This window comes from Pseudofrankia saprophytica (genome assembly GCF_000235425.2).
In the GTDB taxonomy this organism is placed as follows: Bacteria; Actinomycetota; Actinomycetes; order Frankiales; family Frankiaceae; genus Pseudofrankia; species Pseudofrankia saprophytica.
Genome location: NZ_KI912266.1, coordinates 2,837,877 through 2,854,594, shown reverse-complemented (window position 1 = coordinate 2,854,594; position 16,718 = coordinate 2,837,877). Strand labels below are relative to the sequence as shown.

Annotated in this window: 14 protein-coding genes; 9 read left to right on the top strand and 5 right to left on the bottom strand. The window is 73.6% G+C overall.

What is annotated here, in order from left to right:
- The first annotated feature begins 137 nt into the window (after positions 1-137).
- The gene (gene trxA, locus FRCN3DRAFT_RS0211835; protein WP_007519317.1) at positions 138-533 is read left to right on the top strand and encodes a thioredoxin; all 396 of its coding nucleotides are present in this window, start codon (positions 138-140) and stop codon (positions 531-533) included.
- Positions 534-569: 36 nt separating this feature from the next.
- Here the strand turns inward: trxA and FRCN3DRAFT_RS0211830 are convergent, their stop codons facing one another.
- Together FRCN3DRAFT_RS0211830 and FRCN3DRAFT_RS0211825 are read right to left on the bottom strand one after the other, a co-directional pair.
- On the bottom strand, positions 570-1,118 hold the full coding sequence (locus FRCN3DRAFT_RS0211830) for a GNAT family N-acetyltransferase (RefSeq protein WP_007519316.1): 549 nt from the start codon (positions 1,116-1,118) through the stop codon (positions 570-572).
- 143 nt (positions 1,119-1,261) lie between these two features.
- Positions 1,262-1,792 (bottom strand): VOC family protein, encoded by a 531-nt coding sequence (locus FRCN3DRAFT_RS0211825; RefSeq protein WP_007519314.1) that lies wholly within the window; start codon positions 1,790-1,792, stop codon positions 1,262-1,264.
- A 354-nt stretch (positions 1,793-2,146) separates the two neighbouring features.
- Between FRCN3DRAFT_RS0211825 and FRCN3DRAFT_RS0211820 the strand changes: the two genes are divergently transcribed.
- From FRCN3DRAFT_RS0211820 to FRCN3DRAFT_RS0211800, 5 genes are all read left to right on the top strand, one after another.
- A complete protein-coding gene (locus FRCN3DRAFT_RS0211820) occupies positions 2,147-3,313 on the top strand; it encodes an inorganic phosphate transporter (protein ID WP_035927530.1) in 1,167 nt (388 codons plus the stop codon).
- A gap of 76 nt (positions 3,314-3,389) precedes the next feature.
- Complete coding sequence (locus FRCN3DRAFT_RS0211815; protein ID WP_007519310.1) at positions 3,390-3,707, top strand: hypothetical protein; 318 nt, start codon at positions 3,390-3,392, stop codon at positions 3,705-3,707.
- A gap of 169 nt (positions 3,708-3,876) precedes the next feature.
- Positions 3,877-4,881 (top strand): CE1 family esterase, encoded by a 1,005-nt coding sequence (locus FRCN3DRAFT_RS0211810; RefSeq protein WP_007519308.1) that lies wholly within the window; start codon positions 3,877-3,879, stop codon positions 4,879-4,881.
- 44 nt (positions 4,882-4,925) lie between these two features.
- Positions 4,926-6,629 (top strand): DUF4139 domain-containing protein, encoded by a 1,704-nt coding sequence (locus tag FRCN3DRAFT_RS0211805; protein WP_007519307.1) that lies wholly within the window; start codon positions 4,926-4,928, stop codon positions 6,627-6,629.
- 128 nt (positions 6,630-6,757) lie between these two features.
- A complete protein-coding gene (locus FRCN3DRAFT_RS0211800; protein WP_007519305.1) occupies positions 6,758-7,597 on the top strand; it encodes a mycofactocin-coupled SDR family oxidoreductase in 840 nt (279 codons plus the stop codon).
- Between the two features lie 45 nt (positions 7,598-7,642).
- Here the strand turns inward: FRCN3DRAFT_RS0211800 and FRCN3DRAFT_RS0211795 are convergent, their stop codons facing one another.
- Positions 7,643-8,803: an epoxide hydrolase family protein gene (locus FRCN3DRAFT_RS0211795; protein WP_007519303.1), complete on the bottom strand. Its 1,161-nt coding sequence runs from the start codon at positions 8,801-8,803 to the stop codon at positions 7,643-7,645.
- 294 nt (positions 8,804-9,097) lie between these two features.
- Here FRCN3DRAFT_RS0211795 and FRCN3DRAFT_RS0211790 point away from each other — a divergent pair, with 294 nt between their 5' ends.
- Positions 9,098-9,982 (top strand): LLM class flavin-dependent oxidoreductase, encoded by an 885-nt coding sequence (locus FRCN3DRAFT_RS0211790; RefSeq protein WP_007519301.1) that lies wholly within the window; start codon positions 9,098-9,100, stop codon positions 9,980-9,982.
- Positions 9,983-10,048: 66 nt separating this feature from the next.
- Here FRCN3DRAFT_RS0211790 and FRCN3DRAFT_RS0211785 read toward each other — a convergent pair whose 3' ends face one another.
- Positions 10,049-10,969, bottom strand: a complete 921-nt coding sequence (locus tag FRCN3DRAFT_RS0211785) for a PAC2 family protein (protein ID WP_007519299.1) — start codon at positions 10,967-10,969, stop codon at positions 10,049-10,051.
- A gap of 765 nt (positions 10,970-11,734) precedes the next feature.
- On the opposite strand from FRCN3DRAFT_RS0211785, the gene FRCN3DRAFT_RS44075 reads away from it, so the two are divergent.
- Complete coding sequence (locus FRCN3DRAFT_RS44075; RefSeq protein ID WP_007519297.1) at positions 11,735-12,472, top strand: TetR/AcrR family transcriptional regulator; 738 nt, start codon at positions 11,735-11,737, stop codon at positions 12,470-12,472.
- A 337-nt stretch (positions 12,473-12,809) separates the two neighbouring features.
- Entirely contained in the window at positions 12,810-13,571 is a 762-nt protein-coding gene (locus FRCN3DRAFT_RS49390; RefSeq protein WP_051466234.1) for a DUF4232 domain-containing protein, read from the top strand.
- Here FRCN3DRAFT_RS49390 and FRCN3DRAFT_RS44065 read toward each other — a convergent pair.
- Positions 13,547-16,718: HAD-IC family P-type ATPase (locus tag FRCN3DRAFT_RS44065; RefSeq protein WP_007519294.1), on the bottom strand; the 3,172-nt coding region annotated here is incomplete at its 5' end. The two genes, FRCN3DRAFT_RS49390 and FRCN3DRAFT_RS44065, sit on opposite strands and share 25 nt — an antisense overlap.

The following is a 16,718-nucleotide window of genomic DNA, read 5'->3' as shown; positions in this document are numbered from 1 at the left end:
CGAGCGCCCGCCGCACCGCCGTCGGTGCACGCCGCACGCGCCGTGCCCGTCCCGGCGGCGGCGCCGGCCTGTGCTCTGTCCTCCGAGCAGACCCAGTCCCAGCTGAAGACCTACTCTGAGAAAAGAGGCAATCAGTCATGACATCGATCCACGGTGGGGCGCCCCGGACCGTCGGTGGCGTCGCCGTCGCGCACCCGCCCGTCTCGGGCACCGTCGCGACCGTCACCGACGCGACCTTCGCCGAGGTCGTGCTGGCGAGCCCGCTCCCCGTCCTGGTCGACTTCTGGGCGGTCTGGTGCCCGCCCTGCCGGATGATGACTCCCATCCTGGAGAAGCTCGCCGCAGACTATGCCGGCCGGCTCACCGTCGTCTCCCTGAACTGCGACGAGGAGCCCGAGACCGCCCGCGCGTACGGGATCCTGGCGATGCCGACCTTCAAGGTCCTCCGCGGCGGCGAGGAGGTCGCCTCGATCGTCGGCGCCCGCTCCGGCGCCGCGATGCGCAAGCTTGTCGACGACCTGCTCGACGGTTGAGTCCGCGGTCAGTTCATACCCGGGTGTTCTCCGCTGTCATGCGGAATGGCCGGATGGGGGCGGGGCGTGGCCGCGGGTCTGGGTGCGGTAGGGGCGGAAGCCGCGGGCCCGGTAGTTGGCGAGGGCGTTCGGGTGGTCGAGGGTCGACGTGTGTAGCCAGACGCGTTGGACCTCGTCCAGCGTTGGATGCCCGAGGTTCCAGGCGAGGCGGACGGCGAGCGTGAGCGCGTGGCCACCGATGCCGGTGCCGACGTGCTCGGGTACGAGGCCGAAGGAGACGATCTCCACCTCGTGGGGCGGATGCACCGTTGTCTCGAGGACTCCGGCGATGTCGCCGTCGGCGCGCAGCAGGAAGCTCTGGCGGCGGGGGTCCGCGAACCAGTCGGCCCAGGCCAGGTCCGACCAGGTGGCGCTCGGCCAACGGTAGGGCGTGCCGACCCGCACGATCGTCTCCCGGACCAGCGCCTCATCGTCGGTGCCCACCAGCGTGAGCCGAGGGACGACCCGCCCGGCCCGCAGCTGATCCAGGCTGGTCATCTCCAGGAACGTGACGACCTCACCCCGAACCGGCTCTACCGCGGTCACGCTCGCCTCCCTACCGGCACCCGGCCCCGCTGCCAGCCACGTCCTGACCAGCGTCGACGACGCCACCCGGGCCGAGCACTGCGCCGCGCCGCCCTGACTGGTCCCTTGCCGACTCGTCGATCGCGCACACCGGCGCGAGACCGTCAGAGCACCTTGGTGCCGTACATCTCGCCGAGCGGGTCGGCGATCAGCTCCAGGCGGGCCCCGTCGGGGTCGCGGAAGTAGACCGAGACCTTCGAGTGGACGACATGCTCGACGCCCGCCTCCGCCAGCCTGGCGACCAGGTGCTCCCAGCGCTCCGGCACGACCGAGATCGCGACGTGGTGCAGGCCGCCGAGCACCTCGGCGTACGGGCCCAGGTCGAGGCCGGGGAAGTCGAAGAACGCCAGCAGGTTGCCGTTGCCGATGTCGAAGAAGAAATGCGACGACCCTGGGTAGTCACGGTTCTCGATGAGCTCGGTGAGCGGGAACTCCAGGACGCCCTGGTAGAACCTGATCGTCGCCTCGACGTCGCGGCTGATCAGCGCGGTGTGGTGTACCCCCCGGGCGGACGACGCCGGCCGCTGCTCGGCCGGCAACAGATACCTCTCGCGCAGCGCGGACCGCGCCGCCGCCAGGGCGGGCAGGTCGCGGGGGGCTGGAATGGTCGTCGCCGTCGACGGGTCGCTGCTCATGGTCACTCCGATGCTCGCCTCGGGACGGCGGCCGCCTGGTCGCGCCTCACGTCACCATCCGCGCCAACTAATTGCCCCCACAACATCTTCCTCGGGCCGTCCCGTGGAGCATGCTCCTGTCCGCCACGGGACACACGTCGCCGAGCCCTGCGGCCCGGCCCACGATGGATCGCGCGAGTCGGTCATGCTTGCGTCAGTCGACAGACATCGATCGGTCATCTTTCTGTGACACGACGATAGCGGTCCGGCGCGATGATGAACTTTTCATGAACGAAAAATGACAGTCGACGGAAGATGTCACGGACATCGGGTGCGACCGTCGTCTCCACCCAAGGCGCCAGCTACAACGGTTTTGTGGGTGAAACCGCGCTGATCCTGGTCGTCGTCACAGCTTTGGCCTTTGACTTCACCAACGGCTTCCATGACACGGCAAACGCGATGGCGGCCTCGATCGCAACCAGGGCGCTACGCCCCAAGGCCGCAGTCGCGCTTGCGGCGCTGCTCAACCTGGCGGGGGCATTCCTGTCCCTGTCCGTCGCGGCGACGATCGCGAGCGGGCTGGTCAATACACACCTGATCACACTGCCCGTGGTCTTCGCCGGGCTGGCCGGTGGGATCGTCTGGAATCTGGCCACCTGGTACCTGGGCATCCCGTCCAGCTCGTCCCACGCGCTCATCGGTGGAGTGATCGGCTCGGCGTTGGCGGCGGCCGGCACAGACGCGGTCAAATGGCACGGTCTCGTGCAGAAGGTCGTGATTCCGGCCGTGCTCTCCCCAGCCATCGCCGTACTGATCGCGGGGGTTGGCACCTTCCTCGTCATCCGGATCAGCCGGGGCGTCCGTCAGGAGACTCGAGACCGCGGGCTACGCCTCGGCCAGGTCGGGGCGGCGTCGATGATGTCGCTCGCGCACGGCACCAACGACGCCCAGAAGACGATGGGCATCATCACGCTGGCTCTGATCGCCAACGGTTCCCTCGCCACGGGCTCGAAGGCGCCCACCTGGGTGATCATCGCGTGCGCCATGGCGCTCTCCCTGGGTACCTACTGCGGCGGCTGGCGCATCATCCGGACACTCGGTCGAGGACTCGTGACCATCGAACCGCCGCAGGGCCTCGCGGCAGACTCGTCCTCCGCCGCGACCATCCTGCTCTCCAGCCACTTCGGCTACTCGCTGTCGACGACGCACGTCGCGTCCGGGTCGATTCTCGGCAGCGGACTGGGCAGCCGGGACGGGCGGGTCCGCTGGGGCATTGCCCGCCGGATGGTCACCGCCTGGCTGCTCACGCTGCCGGCCGCCGGGCTCGTCGGCGCGGGTGGCTACGCCGTGGTCCACGGCATCGGCGGCACGGCGGGCGTCGTCGCCGGTTTCGCGGTCCTCGTCGCCGGCGCCGGCGCGCTGTTCGTGCTGTCCCGGCGCTCCCCCGTCGGCCACCACGACATCCACGAGGAACCGGTCGACCCGGCCGCGGACGGAGCCAAGGCGGCCTCCCCGACCGCCAAAACCTCGGTCGCGGCCTAGCCATGGGCGCGGCGCTGACCGGACCCGATGAACCCGCCCGGGTGACGGGACGGGTCACCATGACGGAGGAACGCCGATGACGTCCTGGATCGACCTGGACGCCCTGTGGAAGATCGTCGTCATCGGGCTGCTGTGCGGCGCCGGCCTGCCGGCGGTGTTCGCCGTCGGGCTGCGCGCGCTGAGCCTCTCCGAGCGGCGCGCCGGGGCCGCCGCCCCGGTCTCTGTCCCCGAGGCCGCGCTGATCGCGCCGGTCGCACCGGGCCTGGGCGGCGGCGACTACGCGCGGCCCCGAACCGCGCGGGCGGGGGCCGAGAGGGTCGCCGCGGGCCTGTGCTTCGCCGCGGTACTCGCGGCGATCGGCTGGGGCGTCGCGTTCATCGTCTCGCACGGCTGACCGGGCGCCGCCGACCAGCCTCCGGCCGTTGACCGCCCAGCCGCCCGCGGTCCCCGGGCCGCGGCGCTGACATTTGTCTTACGCGACGCTTACGGCATGTTGGACCGCCTCTGCGAAGGTGCTGCCTGTCAGGGAGGGCAGAGTCCGGCCGGCGGAGGCAAGGGGACAGATGCGACGAGCGGGGTTGCCTCGGGCGCTCAGGACGACGGCGCTGGCGGGCGTGACGCTGGTGGGGGCGGTGGCCCTTACGGCCTGCGGGCCGCGGGACCGGCCGGCTCCCGCCGCCTCGCAGCCGCCGGCGGGGACCGCGCCGCCCGCCGGGACCGTCACCCACACGCTGACGGTCGGCGAGCTGAGGCGTTCCTACGAGATCCACGTGCCGCCGGGCACCGGGACGACCCCGCGGCCACTCGTCGTCGAGCTGCACGGCGGCGGCGGCAACAGCGGCAACGTCGAGGGGCAGACCGGCTTCTTCGACCTGGCGGACCAAAAGGGCTTCCTGGTCGCGAGCCCGAACGGGACCGGCCGGCGCGCGGACCGGCTGCTGACCTGGAACGCGGGCTGGTGCTGTGGGCAGGCCGCCCAGAACGACGTCGACGACGTCGGGTTCATCGCCGCCATGCTCGACGACATCGCGGCGCACTACCCGCTCGACACCCGTCGGGTGTACGCCACCGGGTTCTCGAACGGAGCGATGTTCACCTATCGGCTGGGCTGCGCGCTCGCCGACCGGTTCGCCGCGATCGCCCCGGTGTCCGGCGCCCTCGACTACGACGGCTGCGCGCCGAGCCGGCCGGTGCCGCTGCTGGCGATCCACGGCACCGCCGACCAGAACGTCCCCTACGACGGCGGCACCGGCTCCGGCGGGGACAAGCGGTTCCCGACCGAGAGCGGCCGGGTCGACCGGTCGGTGGCGGACTCGGTCGGGTTCTGGGTCGGGCGTGACGGCTGCCCGGTCACCCCCGTCGAGCGGCGCGACGGCACCGTCACCCGGGCCACGTACGCGCCGTGCGCCGAGGGCACCGAGGTCGTCCTCGACACGATCGACGGCGGCGGCCACGCCTGGCCCGGCGGCCAGAAGGGTCACCCGGGGGCGGACGCGCCGGCGAGCGGCCTCGACGCCACCGCCGCCATCTGGGACTTCTTCGCCCGCCACGAGCTGCCCCGCCAGTAACGGGTCGTGCCGAATTGTCGGACCAGGCCGCTAGGGTGATCAGCATGGTTGCTCCAGCCGCGACGACGCTGACACTGGACGCTCCGATCACGGCGGTCGTCGTCTACCCGCGGCAGGCCCGGGTCACCCGCCGTGGGACCGTGACGCTGCCGCCCCGCCCCGAGGGCATGGGCGACGTCGCGCCGGAGGTCGCGGTGACGCTCGGCGGCCTGCCGATGGAGCTGGACGCGGACTCGGTGCGGGTGTCCGGGCGCGGCGCGGTGCGCGTGCTCGGTGTGGACGTCGTCGTCGAGTCCCGTGCGGTGACGGTGGACCCGCGGCTGGTGGAGCTGACGGACGAGGTCGACCGGCTGCGGCGGCGCGCCCGCGAGCTGGCCGACGACCAGGAGATCGAGCAGGCGCGCCGCAGGTTCCTGGACGTCGCCGCCCGCAACGGCGCCGCCGCGCTCGCCCGGGGCTGGGGTGCGCCGTCATGGAGCGCCAGCCCCGCGGAGGATGGGACGACACCGCCCAGCGGCGAGGAGCGGCGGTTGGCCGAGGCCGCCGGTGCACTGGCCGCGCAGCTGGCGGACGTGCACGCCCGACTGCGCGCGATCACCGACGAGCAGGAGGACGTCCAGAAGCTGATCGACGCTGCCCGGCGCGCCCTGGAGGCCCGCCGCGGCGTGCGCCTGCCCGACACGAGGCAGGTTGTCGTGGCGCTGGAGCCGACGGGTGGTCCCGGCGCCGCCGAGGGCAGGGTCGACGTCGAGCTGGAGATCTCCTACCTGGTCGGCGGCGCCTCATGGTCGGCGCGGTACGACGCGCGGCTGGTCGACGGCGTGGTCACGCTGACGTGGTTCGGCATGGTGCGCCAGCACAGCGGCGAGGACTGGCCCGCCGGCGACCTGAGGCTGTCGACCGCCCGGCCGGGCCGCGCCAGTGGCCTGCCCGAGCTGGACCCGTGGTACGTCGACGTCGCGCGGCCCCAGGTGATGCAGTTCGCCCTGGCCGCGGGCGGTGCCGGCTACGGCGCCGCCGACGCGGCCGCCCAGATGGCGCCGGTCCCGGCCGCGGCGCGGGCGAAGGCTCCGGGGGCGTCGGCCCCGCCGCCGCCGGTCGAGCACGCGGTGGCCACCATCGACACGTCCGGAACCGCGGCGACCTACCGGCCGGCCCGGCCGGTGGCGGTGCCGGCCGACGGGCGACCACACCGCACCACCCTGGCCGTCCTGGAGCTGGAGGCTCAGCTCGACTACCTGACCGTGCCCAAGCTCGCCCCCGAGGCCTACCTGCGCGCCACCGTCACGAACACCTCGGCGCACACCCTGCTGCCCGGGCCGGTCTCGGTCTTCCACGACGCCGACTTCGTCGGGACCAGCACCGTCGAGCTGGTGCCGCCGGGCGCCGAGGTGGAGCTGCAGCTCGGCGTCGACGACCGGCTGCTGGTGGAACGCGAGCTGGTCAGCCGCGCCACCAGCCGCAAGGTCGTCGGCAACCTGCGGCGCACCGACGTCGGCTACGTGATCACCCTGACGAACCACACCCCACGCCCGGCGCGGGTGACCGTTCGCGACCAGATTCCGGTCTCCCGCCACGAGGGCATCACCGTCAAGGACTTCCTGAGCTCGCCCACCGTCGACGAGCGCACCGACCTCGGCCAGCTCACCTGGACCGTCGACCTCAAGCCCGGCGCCCAGCGCGCGATCGAGTTCGGCTTCCGCCTCGAACACGCCCGGAGCCTGGACCTGACCGGCTGGACCGACTGACACGGGCCGGCGACGCCCCCGATCGGTCAGGGCGCCGCCATCGGTGAAAGGCACTTCGGCCCAACCCCTCGCGCGCCAGCCCGTCATGGTGCGACAAACATCAAGACGAGGGCATCGGGAGGTTCGACATGGCCGGGCGGGTCGAAGGCAAGGTCGCGTTCATCACCGGGGTGGCACGGGGGCAGGGGCGGGCGCACGCGGTCCGGCTCGCGCAGGAGGGCGCCGACATCATCGGCGTCGACCTGTGCGCCGACGTCGACACCGTCGACTACCCGATGGCGACCGCGGCGGATCTGGCCGAGACGGTCGCGCTGGTGGAGAAGCTCGGCCGGCGGATCGTCACCGCGGTCGCGGACGTCCGCGACGAGGACGCGCTGCGGACGGCCGTCGACGCCGGGGTCGCCGAGTTCGGCCGCCTCGACGTCGTCGTCGCCAACGCCGGTATCTCCGGTGGCGGCGCCGCGACGGAGACGCTCGACGCGCACGCCTGGCGCACGCTGCTCGACATCGACCTCACCGGCTGCTTCCTCACCGCCAAGGTGGCGATCCCGCACCTCGTCGCCGGCGGGCGCGGCGGCTCGATCATCCTGACCAGCTCGATGCTCGGCCTGAAGGGCCAGGGCTGGATGGCGGCCTACGTCTCCGCCAAGCACGGCCTCGTCGGCCTGATGCGATCGCTGGCCAACGAGCTCGCCGGCCAGCTCATCCGCGTCAACAGCGTCCACCCCGGCAACGTCCGCACGCCGATGGTCGACAACGAGTCGCTGCGCCGGATGCTGCGCCCCGACCTGGCGAACCCGACCATCGACGACGCCGCCGCCGTCCTCGGCGGGCTGCACCTCATGCCGGTCCCGCTGATCGAGGCCGTCGACGTCGCCAACGCCGTCCTGTTCCTCGCCTCCGACGAGGCCCGCTACATCACCGGCGTCGCACTCCCCGTCGACGCCGGTGCCACCGCCAAGGGCTGACAGCCCAGACGGCCTCCTTCTGCCCCTCGGCCTGCGTTCCCCCGGCTAGCGCATCGTGCGGAAGGCGCGGCGGACCTGGTCGGCGAAGACGGCGGGCTGCTCGTAGGCGGCGAAGTGGCCGCCCCGGTCGGCCCGCTCGTAGAAGCGCAGGTCGGAGAAGCTGGGCTCGACCCAGCGCCGCGACAACCGGATGATCTCCCTTGGGAAGACCGAGATGCCTGCGGGCACGCGCACATCGAGGCCGCCGGCCAGGCCGGACGCACGGCTGGGCCGCGACAGGCCCGACTCCCAGTACAGCCGCGCCGACGAGGCCGCGGTCGCCGTCAGCCAGTACAGCGAGATGTCATCGAGCATCTGGTCACGGCTCAGCGCCGTGTACGGGTCGCCGTCGTGATCGGTCCAGGCGTGGAACTTCTCGGCGATCCAGGCGCACTGGCCGACGGGCGAGTCCGCGAGGGCGTAGCCGAGCGTCTGCGGGCGGGTCGACTGCAAAGCCGAGTAGCCGGAGCCCCATTCCAGGAACTCGGCCATCGCGGTGAGGGCGTCCTGTTCCTCGTCCGTCAGCTCGCTGAGGTCGCCCCCCGGGCCGGTCATCACGAAGTTGAGGTGGATGCCGGCGAGGTGGTCCGGGTCAGCCGCGGTGAGCCCGATCGTCACCGCCGAACCCCAGTCGCCGCCCTGAGCCCCGTACCGGTCGTAGCCGAGCCGGGCCATCAGCGTCGCCCAGGCGGCGGCGATGCGCGGTACCCCCCAGCCGGCGGCGGCCGGGCGGCCGGAGAAGCCATATCCCGGCAGCGACGGCACGACGAGGTGGAAGGCGTCCGCCAGGTCGCCGCCATGCGCGGCCGGGTCGGTGAGTGGGCCGATCACGTCGAGGAACTCGAGGACCGAGCCAGGCCAGCCGTGGGTGAGCAGCAGCGGCAGCGCGTCCGGGTTGGGCGAGCGCACGTGCAGGAAGTGGACGTCCAGGCCGTCGATCGTGGTGACGAACTGGTCGTGGGCGTTCAGCCGGTCCTCGCAGCGCCGCCAGTCGTAGCCGTCGCCCCAGTAGGAACACAGGTCGCGCAGCCACTCCAGCGGCACACCCTGGCTCCAGTCGCCCACCGCCTCCTTCTCCGGCCAGCGGGCCACCGCCAGCCGGCGCCGTAAATCGACGAGATCCTCCTCGGGAACCGCGACCTTGAACGGCGCAACATCCGTGCTCATCCGCCCCACCCCATCGTGTTCAGGCCCCTGAGCCTCTGGATACCCAGGCGCGGGGTGGGCGCGCGGGCGGCCTGGCGGTCACCCGGCGGGTCCGGTCCGGCCCGTCCCCGCGCCACCCGGTTTCCCGCGCCCATCCCCTCGCTTCAATATTTCCAACTGTCGGTGGCGCGGGCCACACCTGCCATGGTTTCGTGCCTTTGGTACCAGCCGGCGGCGGGCGGCCGTCGTGGCGCGGACGGGTGGGCCGTGCGGCGACGCGGCGACGCGGCGGCAGGGCCGGCTGAGGAGGCGGGGATGGAGTTCCACCTGTACTTGCCGCAGATGCGGATGACGATGCCCGAGATCGTCGAGCGGGCACGCGGCGCCGAGCAGGCGGGGTTCGCGGGCATCGCGCTGATGGACCACCTCGCGCCGCCCATGGCGGCCCAGACGCCGATGTTCGAGGCGATGACGGCGGCGACCTGGGTGGCGGCGAAGACCGAACGGCTGACGGTCGGCCACCTGGTGCTCTGCGACATGTTCCGTCATCCGGTCCTGCTCGCGAAGCAGGCTGTCACGCTGGACCATGCCAGCGACGGGCGCTTCGAGCTCGGCATCGGCTGGGGTTCCGTACCAGCGGAGCTCGAGCAGTACGGAGTGGGCGACGCGACCCCGCGGACCCGCGTCGAGCGGCTGGCCGAGACGCTTGCCGTCCTGCGCCTGCTCTGGAGTGGCGAGCGCGTCAGCTACCAGGGCGAACACGTCACGCTGCGCGAGGCCACCGCGCTGCCGGTCCCGACCCGGCCGATCCCGATCACCATTGGCGGCACCGGCCCGCGCACGCTGGCGCTCGTCGCCGAGTACGCCGACTGGTGGAACATCCAGATCGGCCGGCTGGACCAGCTCGACGAGCTGCGTGCCCACGCCGGCAAGGCCCGTGTCTCCGTCCAGCAGCTGGTGACGGTCATCCCGCCCGACGCGCCGCCGGCCCGACGCGACGAGATCACCGCGCTCGCCCAGCGCCGGTTCGGCCGGATGGGTGCCGGTGGCGGCCTCGTCACCGGCACCCCGGCCGAGCTGGTGGCCTACTTCGAAGGACTCGCCGCCCGTGGCGTGGACCGTGCCTACGCCTGGTTCACCGACTTCTCGGCGCCCGCGACGCTCGCCGCCTTCGCGGAGGTCATCGAAAACCTCCGCTAGTCCGCTCCCCCACCGACGGGTCCTTCGCGCTGGCGCCGAGTCGGGCGCGCCGGCCCTGACGAGGTGTCAGGGTGCGGTCGGGCCGTCGGTCTCGGACTGTTCGGCGAGAAAGCGCTCCAGCTCGGCGCCGAGCTCGTCGGCGGTCGGCAGGTCCTCGGAACTGACGGTCGGCAGGCTACCGGTGTCCTTGCCGCGCTTGTAGGCGTCGTACTGCTCCTCCAGCGCGCTGACGAGCGACGCCATCTCCCCACCCTTGGCGAGCTCCTGGTCGACCTCGCCGCGCACCGCCTCGGCGGCGGACTGCAGGCCGTCCAGAGGCAGCATGAGCCCGGTGGCCTTGGAGACCGACGTCAGCAGCACCTCGGTCGCCTGTGGGAAGTCCGTCTGGTTCAGGTAGTGCGGGACGAGGGCCGCCAGGCCCATCGCGTCGCGCCCCTCCCGGCCGAACTCATACTCCAGCAGGTGACCCGCGCTGCCCGGCACCTGGACCTGGCGCACCCACGGTTCGTAGCCGGCGATCAGGTCCTTGCGGGTGGCGTGCGCGATCAGCCCGGTCGGGCGGGTGTGCGGCACCGCCATCGGGATGGCGTTCAGGCCGACGGACAGGTGCAGGTTCATCCGTCGGGTCAGTTCGCGCACGGCGGTGGAGAACCGCTTCCACATCAGGTCCGGCTCAGGGCCCGCGAGCAGCAGGAACGGCGTGTCGGCGCGGTCGCGTAGCACGTAGAGGGCCAGCGTTGGATCCTCGTAGTGCTCCCAGTGGTCCTCGACGAACGTCATCGCCGGGCGCCGCGAGCGATAGTCCAGCAGCAGGTCGATGTCGAACGTCGCGACGACCTCGTGCTGCAGCGTCGTCAGCAGGTGCTCGCTCGCGAGCCGAATCGCGTTCCCGGAGTCGACGACCCCGGTCATCGCCTCGAGCATCACCGGCCGCCCCAGGTCGGGCAGTTCACCGTGGATCTCGTAAAGCTCACTCGGGTCGAGCATGGGCCGAGACCTCCCCACTGGTGTGTTGACCGCCTCCGGGGGCGCCCACTCGCTGCATGGTCACTCTCCAGCCGTAACAGTTGCGCATGGTCGCACCTCCTTCGGTCATGGTCCTGCCAGGGTGACGGCCTCGGCCATCACCGCATTGTCGCGTCGCGGGCTTGCCAGCGGGTGGTGCCTGCCGGCATAGTCCTGCCTTGCCCGGTCCTGCCTTGCCGCGAGGCCGCCGCCCGCCGGAACCGCGACATCACCGGGCGAACCGAGGGAGCGGGTGCCGCGGCACGGACACAGCGCCGTCGCCGCGGTCCAGGCGAATGGTCTGGGCCAGCCGGCCCGGCCGCCCGCACCGCGCCGTCCGGTCGGCCCGCGTCACTCGCCGCCGGGCCGTGCCTGGCCGCCGCGCCTGGCCCGACCCCGCTTGTTTCTTCGGCCTCGTCTGCTTCAACGGTGGCGGCGCGGATCCATTCCTACTCCACCCCGCCTACCTTCCAGCTTCCTCCTCGGTCGCCCGGATGTACGTCAATCGGCCGAACCGCGCCGGATGACGTGGCGCCTTCTCCCGTTTCGTGAGGTTGGTGAAAATCCTCCACGCGCGCCGCCGGGACGTCGTCAACGGCGTTGTCTACAGTGCATGTGATCGGACGTGTGATCGGACGTGTGATCGGACGTGTGATCGGACGTGTGATCGGACGTGTGATCGGACGTGTGATCGGACGTGTGATCGCGGCGCGTCGGCGCGCACCGACGGAACCGAGGTGGATGGCGATGTCGAACGACGTGCTCGAACCGGACGACTCCGAACCGGACGACTCCGGGCCAGACGAACCGGGAACCGGCGACCCGGGCGCGGGTGAGCCGAGCGGCCGGGTGACGGTCAGCGCGGCAGGGCGGCGGACGCCGCGCGGCACGCTGTCACGGCGGGTGCTGCTGGACAGCGCCCTGGAGATCGTCGACATCGGCGGGGTGAACGCGCTGTCGATGCGCGCCCTCGGTGCCCGGCTCGGCGTCGACCCCACCGCGATCTACCGCCACTTCCAGAACAAGAACGAGCTGCTCGACGCGCTCGCCGACCTGATGGTCCGCGGCGAGGAGCCGCTACCCGCGACCGGCGACCCGGCGGCGGACCTGCGGGACAACCTGCGCCAGCTACGCCGCCAGCTGCTGCGCTACCCGACGCTCGCGCCGTCGGTGCTGCGCCAGCCACCGGGCACCGGCTCCTGGTGGGACCGGATGGAGCATGCCTTCGGCACGCTGCGCGCCATCGGCCGGACGGAGGCGGAAGCGGCGGTGACCTGGCAGACGCTGCTGTTCTTCGTCGTCGGCCACGCGCTGGTGGAGGCGCGCCATCTGGCGGAGAACATCGCGACGGACCGGGTCGGTGCGCCGATGCCGACCGTCAACCCGCCGCGCTCCCGCTACCCGGCGCTGGCGGCGGCCGCGCCCCACCTGCACGCCGACCTCACCGACCAGTTCGAGGCCGGCCTCGACCGGATCCTTGGCTGACCCCACTCCCCCACCTCATGCCCCGGTCCACGCCGTCCGCGGTCGCCTTGTCACACCATCGACCCGGACCCGGACCTGATGCCGGTGTCCGGCACGCGGGCAGAACGCCGCATCGGCGGACGCACTGGCCCGGACATGCCGAGAGCGGGTGTTGGCGGCCGGTCGCGCACGCACACGGACCTCGGTGCCGCGCCCGCCGGAATGCCGCCCGGTCGTGCCGAATACTCCCAGGCCAGGCGCCCCGCCGGGGGGCGCGCGGGACGCCCGGGAGCCAGCGATGGACCAGCGGAGTGCTCGAGCGCGGCGCCACGTCGCGAGGGCCGCGACGGCGGCGTGTGTGGCCGCGGTGGCGTTGGGCGCCACGGCCGGCTGCTCACAGCCGGACCCGTCCGCAGGCTTCGACGTCCCGTCCCCGACGCCGACGTCCCCCGCGCCGACGCCCTCGCCACTGGCGGCCGCCGGCTCGGCCCCGACGACCTCGGCCACGGACGACGGCGCGACACCGCCCCCCGCGACGGCCTGGGCCAGGACACCGCCGGCCGCGGCTCAGGCGACCGGAGAGCCGTTCGCCACCCTCGACCCAGCGGACCTCACCAACCCGACCGGCCGCGGTGATACCGCCGCGGGCGACGCGCCGCGGTGCACCGGCGCGGGACTTACGCCCCGGCTCGGCAGCCCGACCCAGCTCACGGCGCTCGCGCCGGGGCTGACCCAGTTCGGGCTCATCATCACCTTCGTCAACAACACGACGCGAACCTGCGCGATGTACGGCTTCCCGGGCGCGACGCTCGTCACCGCCCAGGGCGACACCTACGACCTGGCTCGCCGCACGACCGTCATGCCCGCGTCGCTGCGCGTCCCGCCGGGCGACGGCGCCGCGGCGGTCCTCACCTACCTCGCCGTGCCCGCGGCGGCCGCCACGCCACCGGCGGGCGACGGCTCGCCTGCCGCGGCGATGCCGGCCTTCGACGCGCGCTACCTGCTGGTCACCCCGCCCGACGACCGCGACCCGATACGCGTCGACTGGCCGGGCGGCCCCGTCGCCGACCAGCGCCGCGACGCCTATCCCGCCAGCTACATCGGCCCCGTCACCCGCTGAGCCGGTTTCGCCGGGCCGCCACGGCCGGCGGCCTGTCCGCCACCGGCGGCGACCGCCGCGGGCCGCGCCAGCCCCGGCCGGGGCGCGGACGGCCGACCGGCGGGTAGCGAGCGCCCGAACACGGGCAACGCCAGCGTAAGGCTGGGCACCCGACCGTTCTGGGACGCGGTGGCCCGACCGTTCTGGGACGCCACCGTCGGCCAGGGCCTGGGCGTGCCACGGCGCGCGACCGGCTCGTCGCGACCAGCCGGGCTGACAGAGCCGACCGGGCTGACAGAGCCGACGCGGCTGACAGAGCCGACGCGGCTGACGGAGCCGACCGGGCCGAGCGAGCGGCGACGGCGGCGTTCGTAGAGCCAGGCCGCGGATGTCGCGAGGGTCGCCGACGCGAGCACCACCGTCCAGCCCGCGGGACCGACCGGACGGCAGCCGAAGAGCTGGGACAGCAGTGGCGTCTGGACCAGCACCGCCAGAACCAGCAGGCTCGCGAGCGCGGTGGTGATCACCAAAGGATCCCAGCCGGCCAGCATCAGCGTCTGGCCGAGCTGGGTCGTGACCAGCGCGAGCAGCCCCATCGTCGACGCGCGCCGCGGAGTGCCGCTGTACCGGCCGACCAGCCAGGCCGCCGTCGCGCCCGCGGTCGTCGTCGCGCCCCTGACCAGCAGCATGCGGCGCAGCGGCCCGGACAGCCACCGCTCGGCGACCGCGTCCGCCTCGGCCGCCGGGGCCCGCCCGAAGTCGGTGCCGTTCGACAGGGACGCGCCGGCGAGCCAGGCGGCCCGAGCGAGGCGGCGCAGGGCAGCGACCGGATCGGCGCGACCGGATCGGCGCGTCCCACCGGCGCCGTCCCGGCCACCACCGTCCTCGCCGCCGCCCCCATCTCCGCCGCCGCGGCCGCCAGACCCGCCGCTGTCAGGCCCACCGCCATCCGTTCCCCGGGTGCTGTCGCCGTCTCGGGCCGCCATCGGCCTCTCGACCGGCCGGGAGGCGTCGTGGTCGCCCCGTCCGTGCTCCTCCCCCGAACGCACGGCGAGCGCCATGGCCGGCGCCATGTCGGTGAGCAGGTTGACCAGCAGCAGCTGGCGCGGGCGCAGCGGCGCCTCGCCGGCGATCGCCGTCCCGAGCAGCGTGAAGGCGATCTCCCCGGCGTTACCGCCGACGAGCACCGACACCGCGTCGGTCACCGAGCGCCACATCCTGCGGCCCGCCAGCACGGCGTCGGCCAGGCGGGTGACCTCGGCGTCGGTGAGCAGCAGGTCGGCGGCGCCCGTCGCGGCGGCGGTACCCCGGCCGCGCACGGCGACGCCGATGTCGGCGGCCCGGATGGCGGCGGCGTCGTTCGTGCCGTCGCCCGTCATCACCACCACCTTCCCCAGCCGCTGCAGGGTCGTGACCAGCCGCACCTTCTGCTCCGGTGAGATGCGGGCGAACACCGCGGCGGCGCCGACCTGGGCGGCATAGCCATCGTCGGTGAGCCGGTCGAGCCGCGCGCCCGTCACCACCCGGTCCGCGCCGGGGACGCCGACCTCCCGCGCGATCGCCGAGGCGGTCTCGGGATGGTCGCCGGTGACCATGACGACCCGCAGCCCGGCGTCCAACAGGCGGCGCACCCCCAGCGCGGCGGACGGACGCGGGCTGTCGGCGATGCCGACGAAGCCCAGCAGGCGAAGCGAGCTCAGGTCGACGGCCGACGCCGGCCGGCTTCCCGGAATCGACTCGGCCACCGCCAGCACCCGCAGCCCCTGACGGGCGAGCCGGCCGGCAGCGGCCCGAGCGGACGCGAGCCGCACCGCGTCCAGTTCGACGAGGCCGAGCACCACCTCCGGCGCGCCCTTGAGCGCGAGCACCGGCCCGTCGGCCGTGCGCAGCAGGGTGGACGCATAACCCCGAGCGGTCTCGAACGGGCTCTCGTCCGCCCGCTCACCCACCAGCGCCCGGGCCAGCTCGGGCCGCCCGACGACCGCTTCGAGCACCGCCCGGTCGGTCGCGTGCGGCACCCGGCCCTCCCGCGGCGGGCAGGCCGCGGCCGCCACCGCCAGCATTCGGGCGGCTGCTCCGTTCAGCCCGTTCGACCCGGCCGTCGCGGCCGTCGCGTTCGATTCGCTTGTTCCGGCCGGTCCGCTCGTCGCGTCGCCCGTTCCCGGGGCGGCCACGGGCACCGTCCGCCACCGGCCAGCCGCGTCGGGCAGGGCGGCCGCGCGCAGCAGCAGTCGGCCCTCGGTCAGCGTGCCGGTCTTGTCGAAGCAGACGACGTCGGCCCGACCCAGCGCCTCAACCACCCGCGAGGAACGCACCAGCACGCCGAGCTTCGCGAGCCGACGGGCCGCGGCCACCTGCGCGACCGTCGCGACCAGCGGCAGACCCTCGGGCACCGCGGCGACGGCGAGGGCGACACCGGAGCTGAGCGCCGAGCGCGCCGACGAGCCCCGCACCGAGCCGAGCGCCGCCACCGCGAGCCCGGACAGCCCGGTCGCCGGCAGCGCCAGCCGGGTCAGCTCGCCGAGCCTGGCCTGCACGCCGACGGGCCCGGCCGTGTGGGCCTCGGCCACGACGCCGGCGCGGCCCGCGAGGGTGGCCTCCCCCGTCGCGACGACGACGGCCCGGGCGGTGCCGGCGAGCACCGTCGTCCCCTCGTAGACCATGCAGTCGCGGTCGCCGACCTCGGCGGCCGGGGTGGGCTCGATGCCCTTGGTCACCGGCAGGGACTCCCCGGTCAGCGTCGCCTCGTCCACCTCCAGCGCGTCGGCCCTCAGCAGCCGGGCGTCCGCCGGCACCACGTCCTGCGCGCTCAGCTCGATGACGTCGCCGGGCCGCAGCGTGTCGGCCCGGCGGGTCTCCGCCTCGTCGCCGCCGGTCACGACGCGGGCCATCAGCACGTTGCGGTCGATCAGCCTGGCCAGCACTCCCTCGGCGTGCGCGCGCTGAGCGCCGCTCATCGCCGCGTTCGCCAGCGACACGCTGGAGACGAGCAGGGCGTCCGTGGTCGAGCCGAGGACGGCGCTCGCCGCCGCCCCGACGAGCAGCACCGGCACGAGCGGATCGGTGAGGTCCGCGACCACCGCGGTGAGGTAGCGGCGGGCACCCGTGCCGGCCGCCACGACCCGGCCGCCGACCGCCCGCGCGGCGGCGCCGGTCACCTGGCCGTTC

Excerpts from the sequence above, each read along its gene's own strand:
- trxA (WP_007519317.1), top strand. The coding sequence starts at position 138 with ATGACATCGATCCACGGTGGGGCGCCCCGGACCGTCGGTGGCGTCGCC.
- FRCN3DRAFT_RS0211825 (WP_007519314.1), bottom strand. The coding sequence starts at position 1,792 with ATGAGCAGCGACCCGTCGACGGCGACGACCATTCCAGCCCCCCGCGAC.
- FRCN3DRAFT_RS0211815 (WP_007519310.1), top strand. The coding sequence starts at position 3,390 with ATGACGTCCTGGATCGACCTGGACGCCCTGTGGAAGATCGTCGTCATC.
- FRCN3DRAFT_RS0211810 (WP_007519308.1), top strand. The coding sequence starts at position 3,877 with ATGCGACGAGCGGGGTTGCCTCGGGCGCTCAGGACGACGGCGCTGGCG.
- FRCN3DRAFT_RS0211805 (WP_007519307.1), top strand. The coding sequence starts at position 4,926 with ATGGTTGCTCCAGCCGCGACGACGCTGACACTGGACGCTCCGATCACG.
- FRCN3DRAFT_RS0211800 (WP_007519305.1), top strand. The coding sequence starts at position 6,758 with ATGGCCGGGCGGGTCGAAGGCAAGGTCGCGTTCATCACCGGGGTGGCA.
- FRCN3DRAFT_RS0211795 (WP_007519303.1), bottom strand. The coding sequence starts at position 8,803 with ATGAGCACGGATGTTGCGCCGTTCAAGGTCGCGGTTCCCGAGGAGGAT.
- FRCN3DRAFT_RS0211790 (WP_007519301.1), top strand. The coding sequence starts at position 9,098 with ATGGAGTTCCACCTGTACTTGCCGCAGATGCGGATGACGATGCCCGAG.
- FRCN3DRAFT_RS0211785 (WP_007519299.1), bottom strand. The coding sequence starts at position 10,969 with ATGCTCGACCCGAGTGAGCTTTACGAGATCCACGGTGAACTGCCCGAC.
- FRCN3DRAFT_RS44075 (WP_007519297.1), top strand. The coding sequence starts at position 11,735 with ATGTCGAACGACGTGCTCGAACCGGACGACTCCGAACCGGACGACTCC.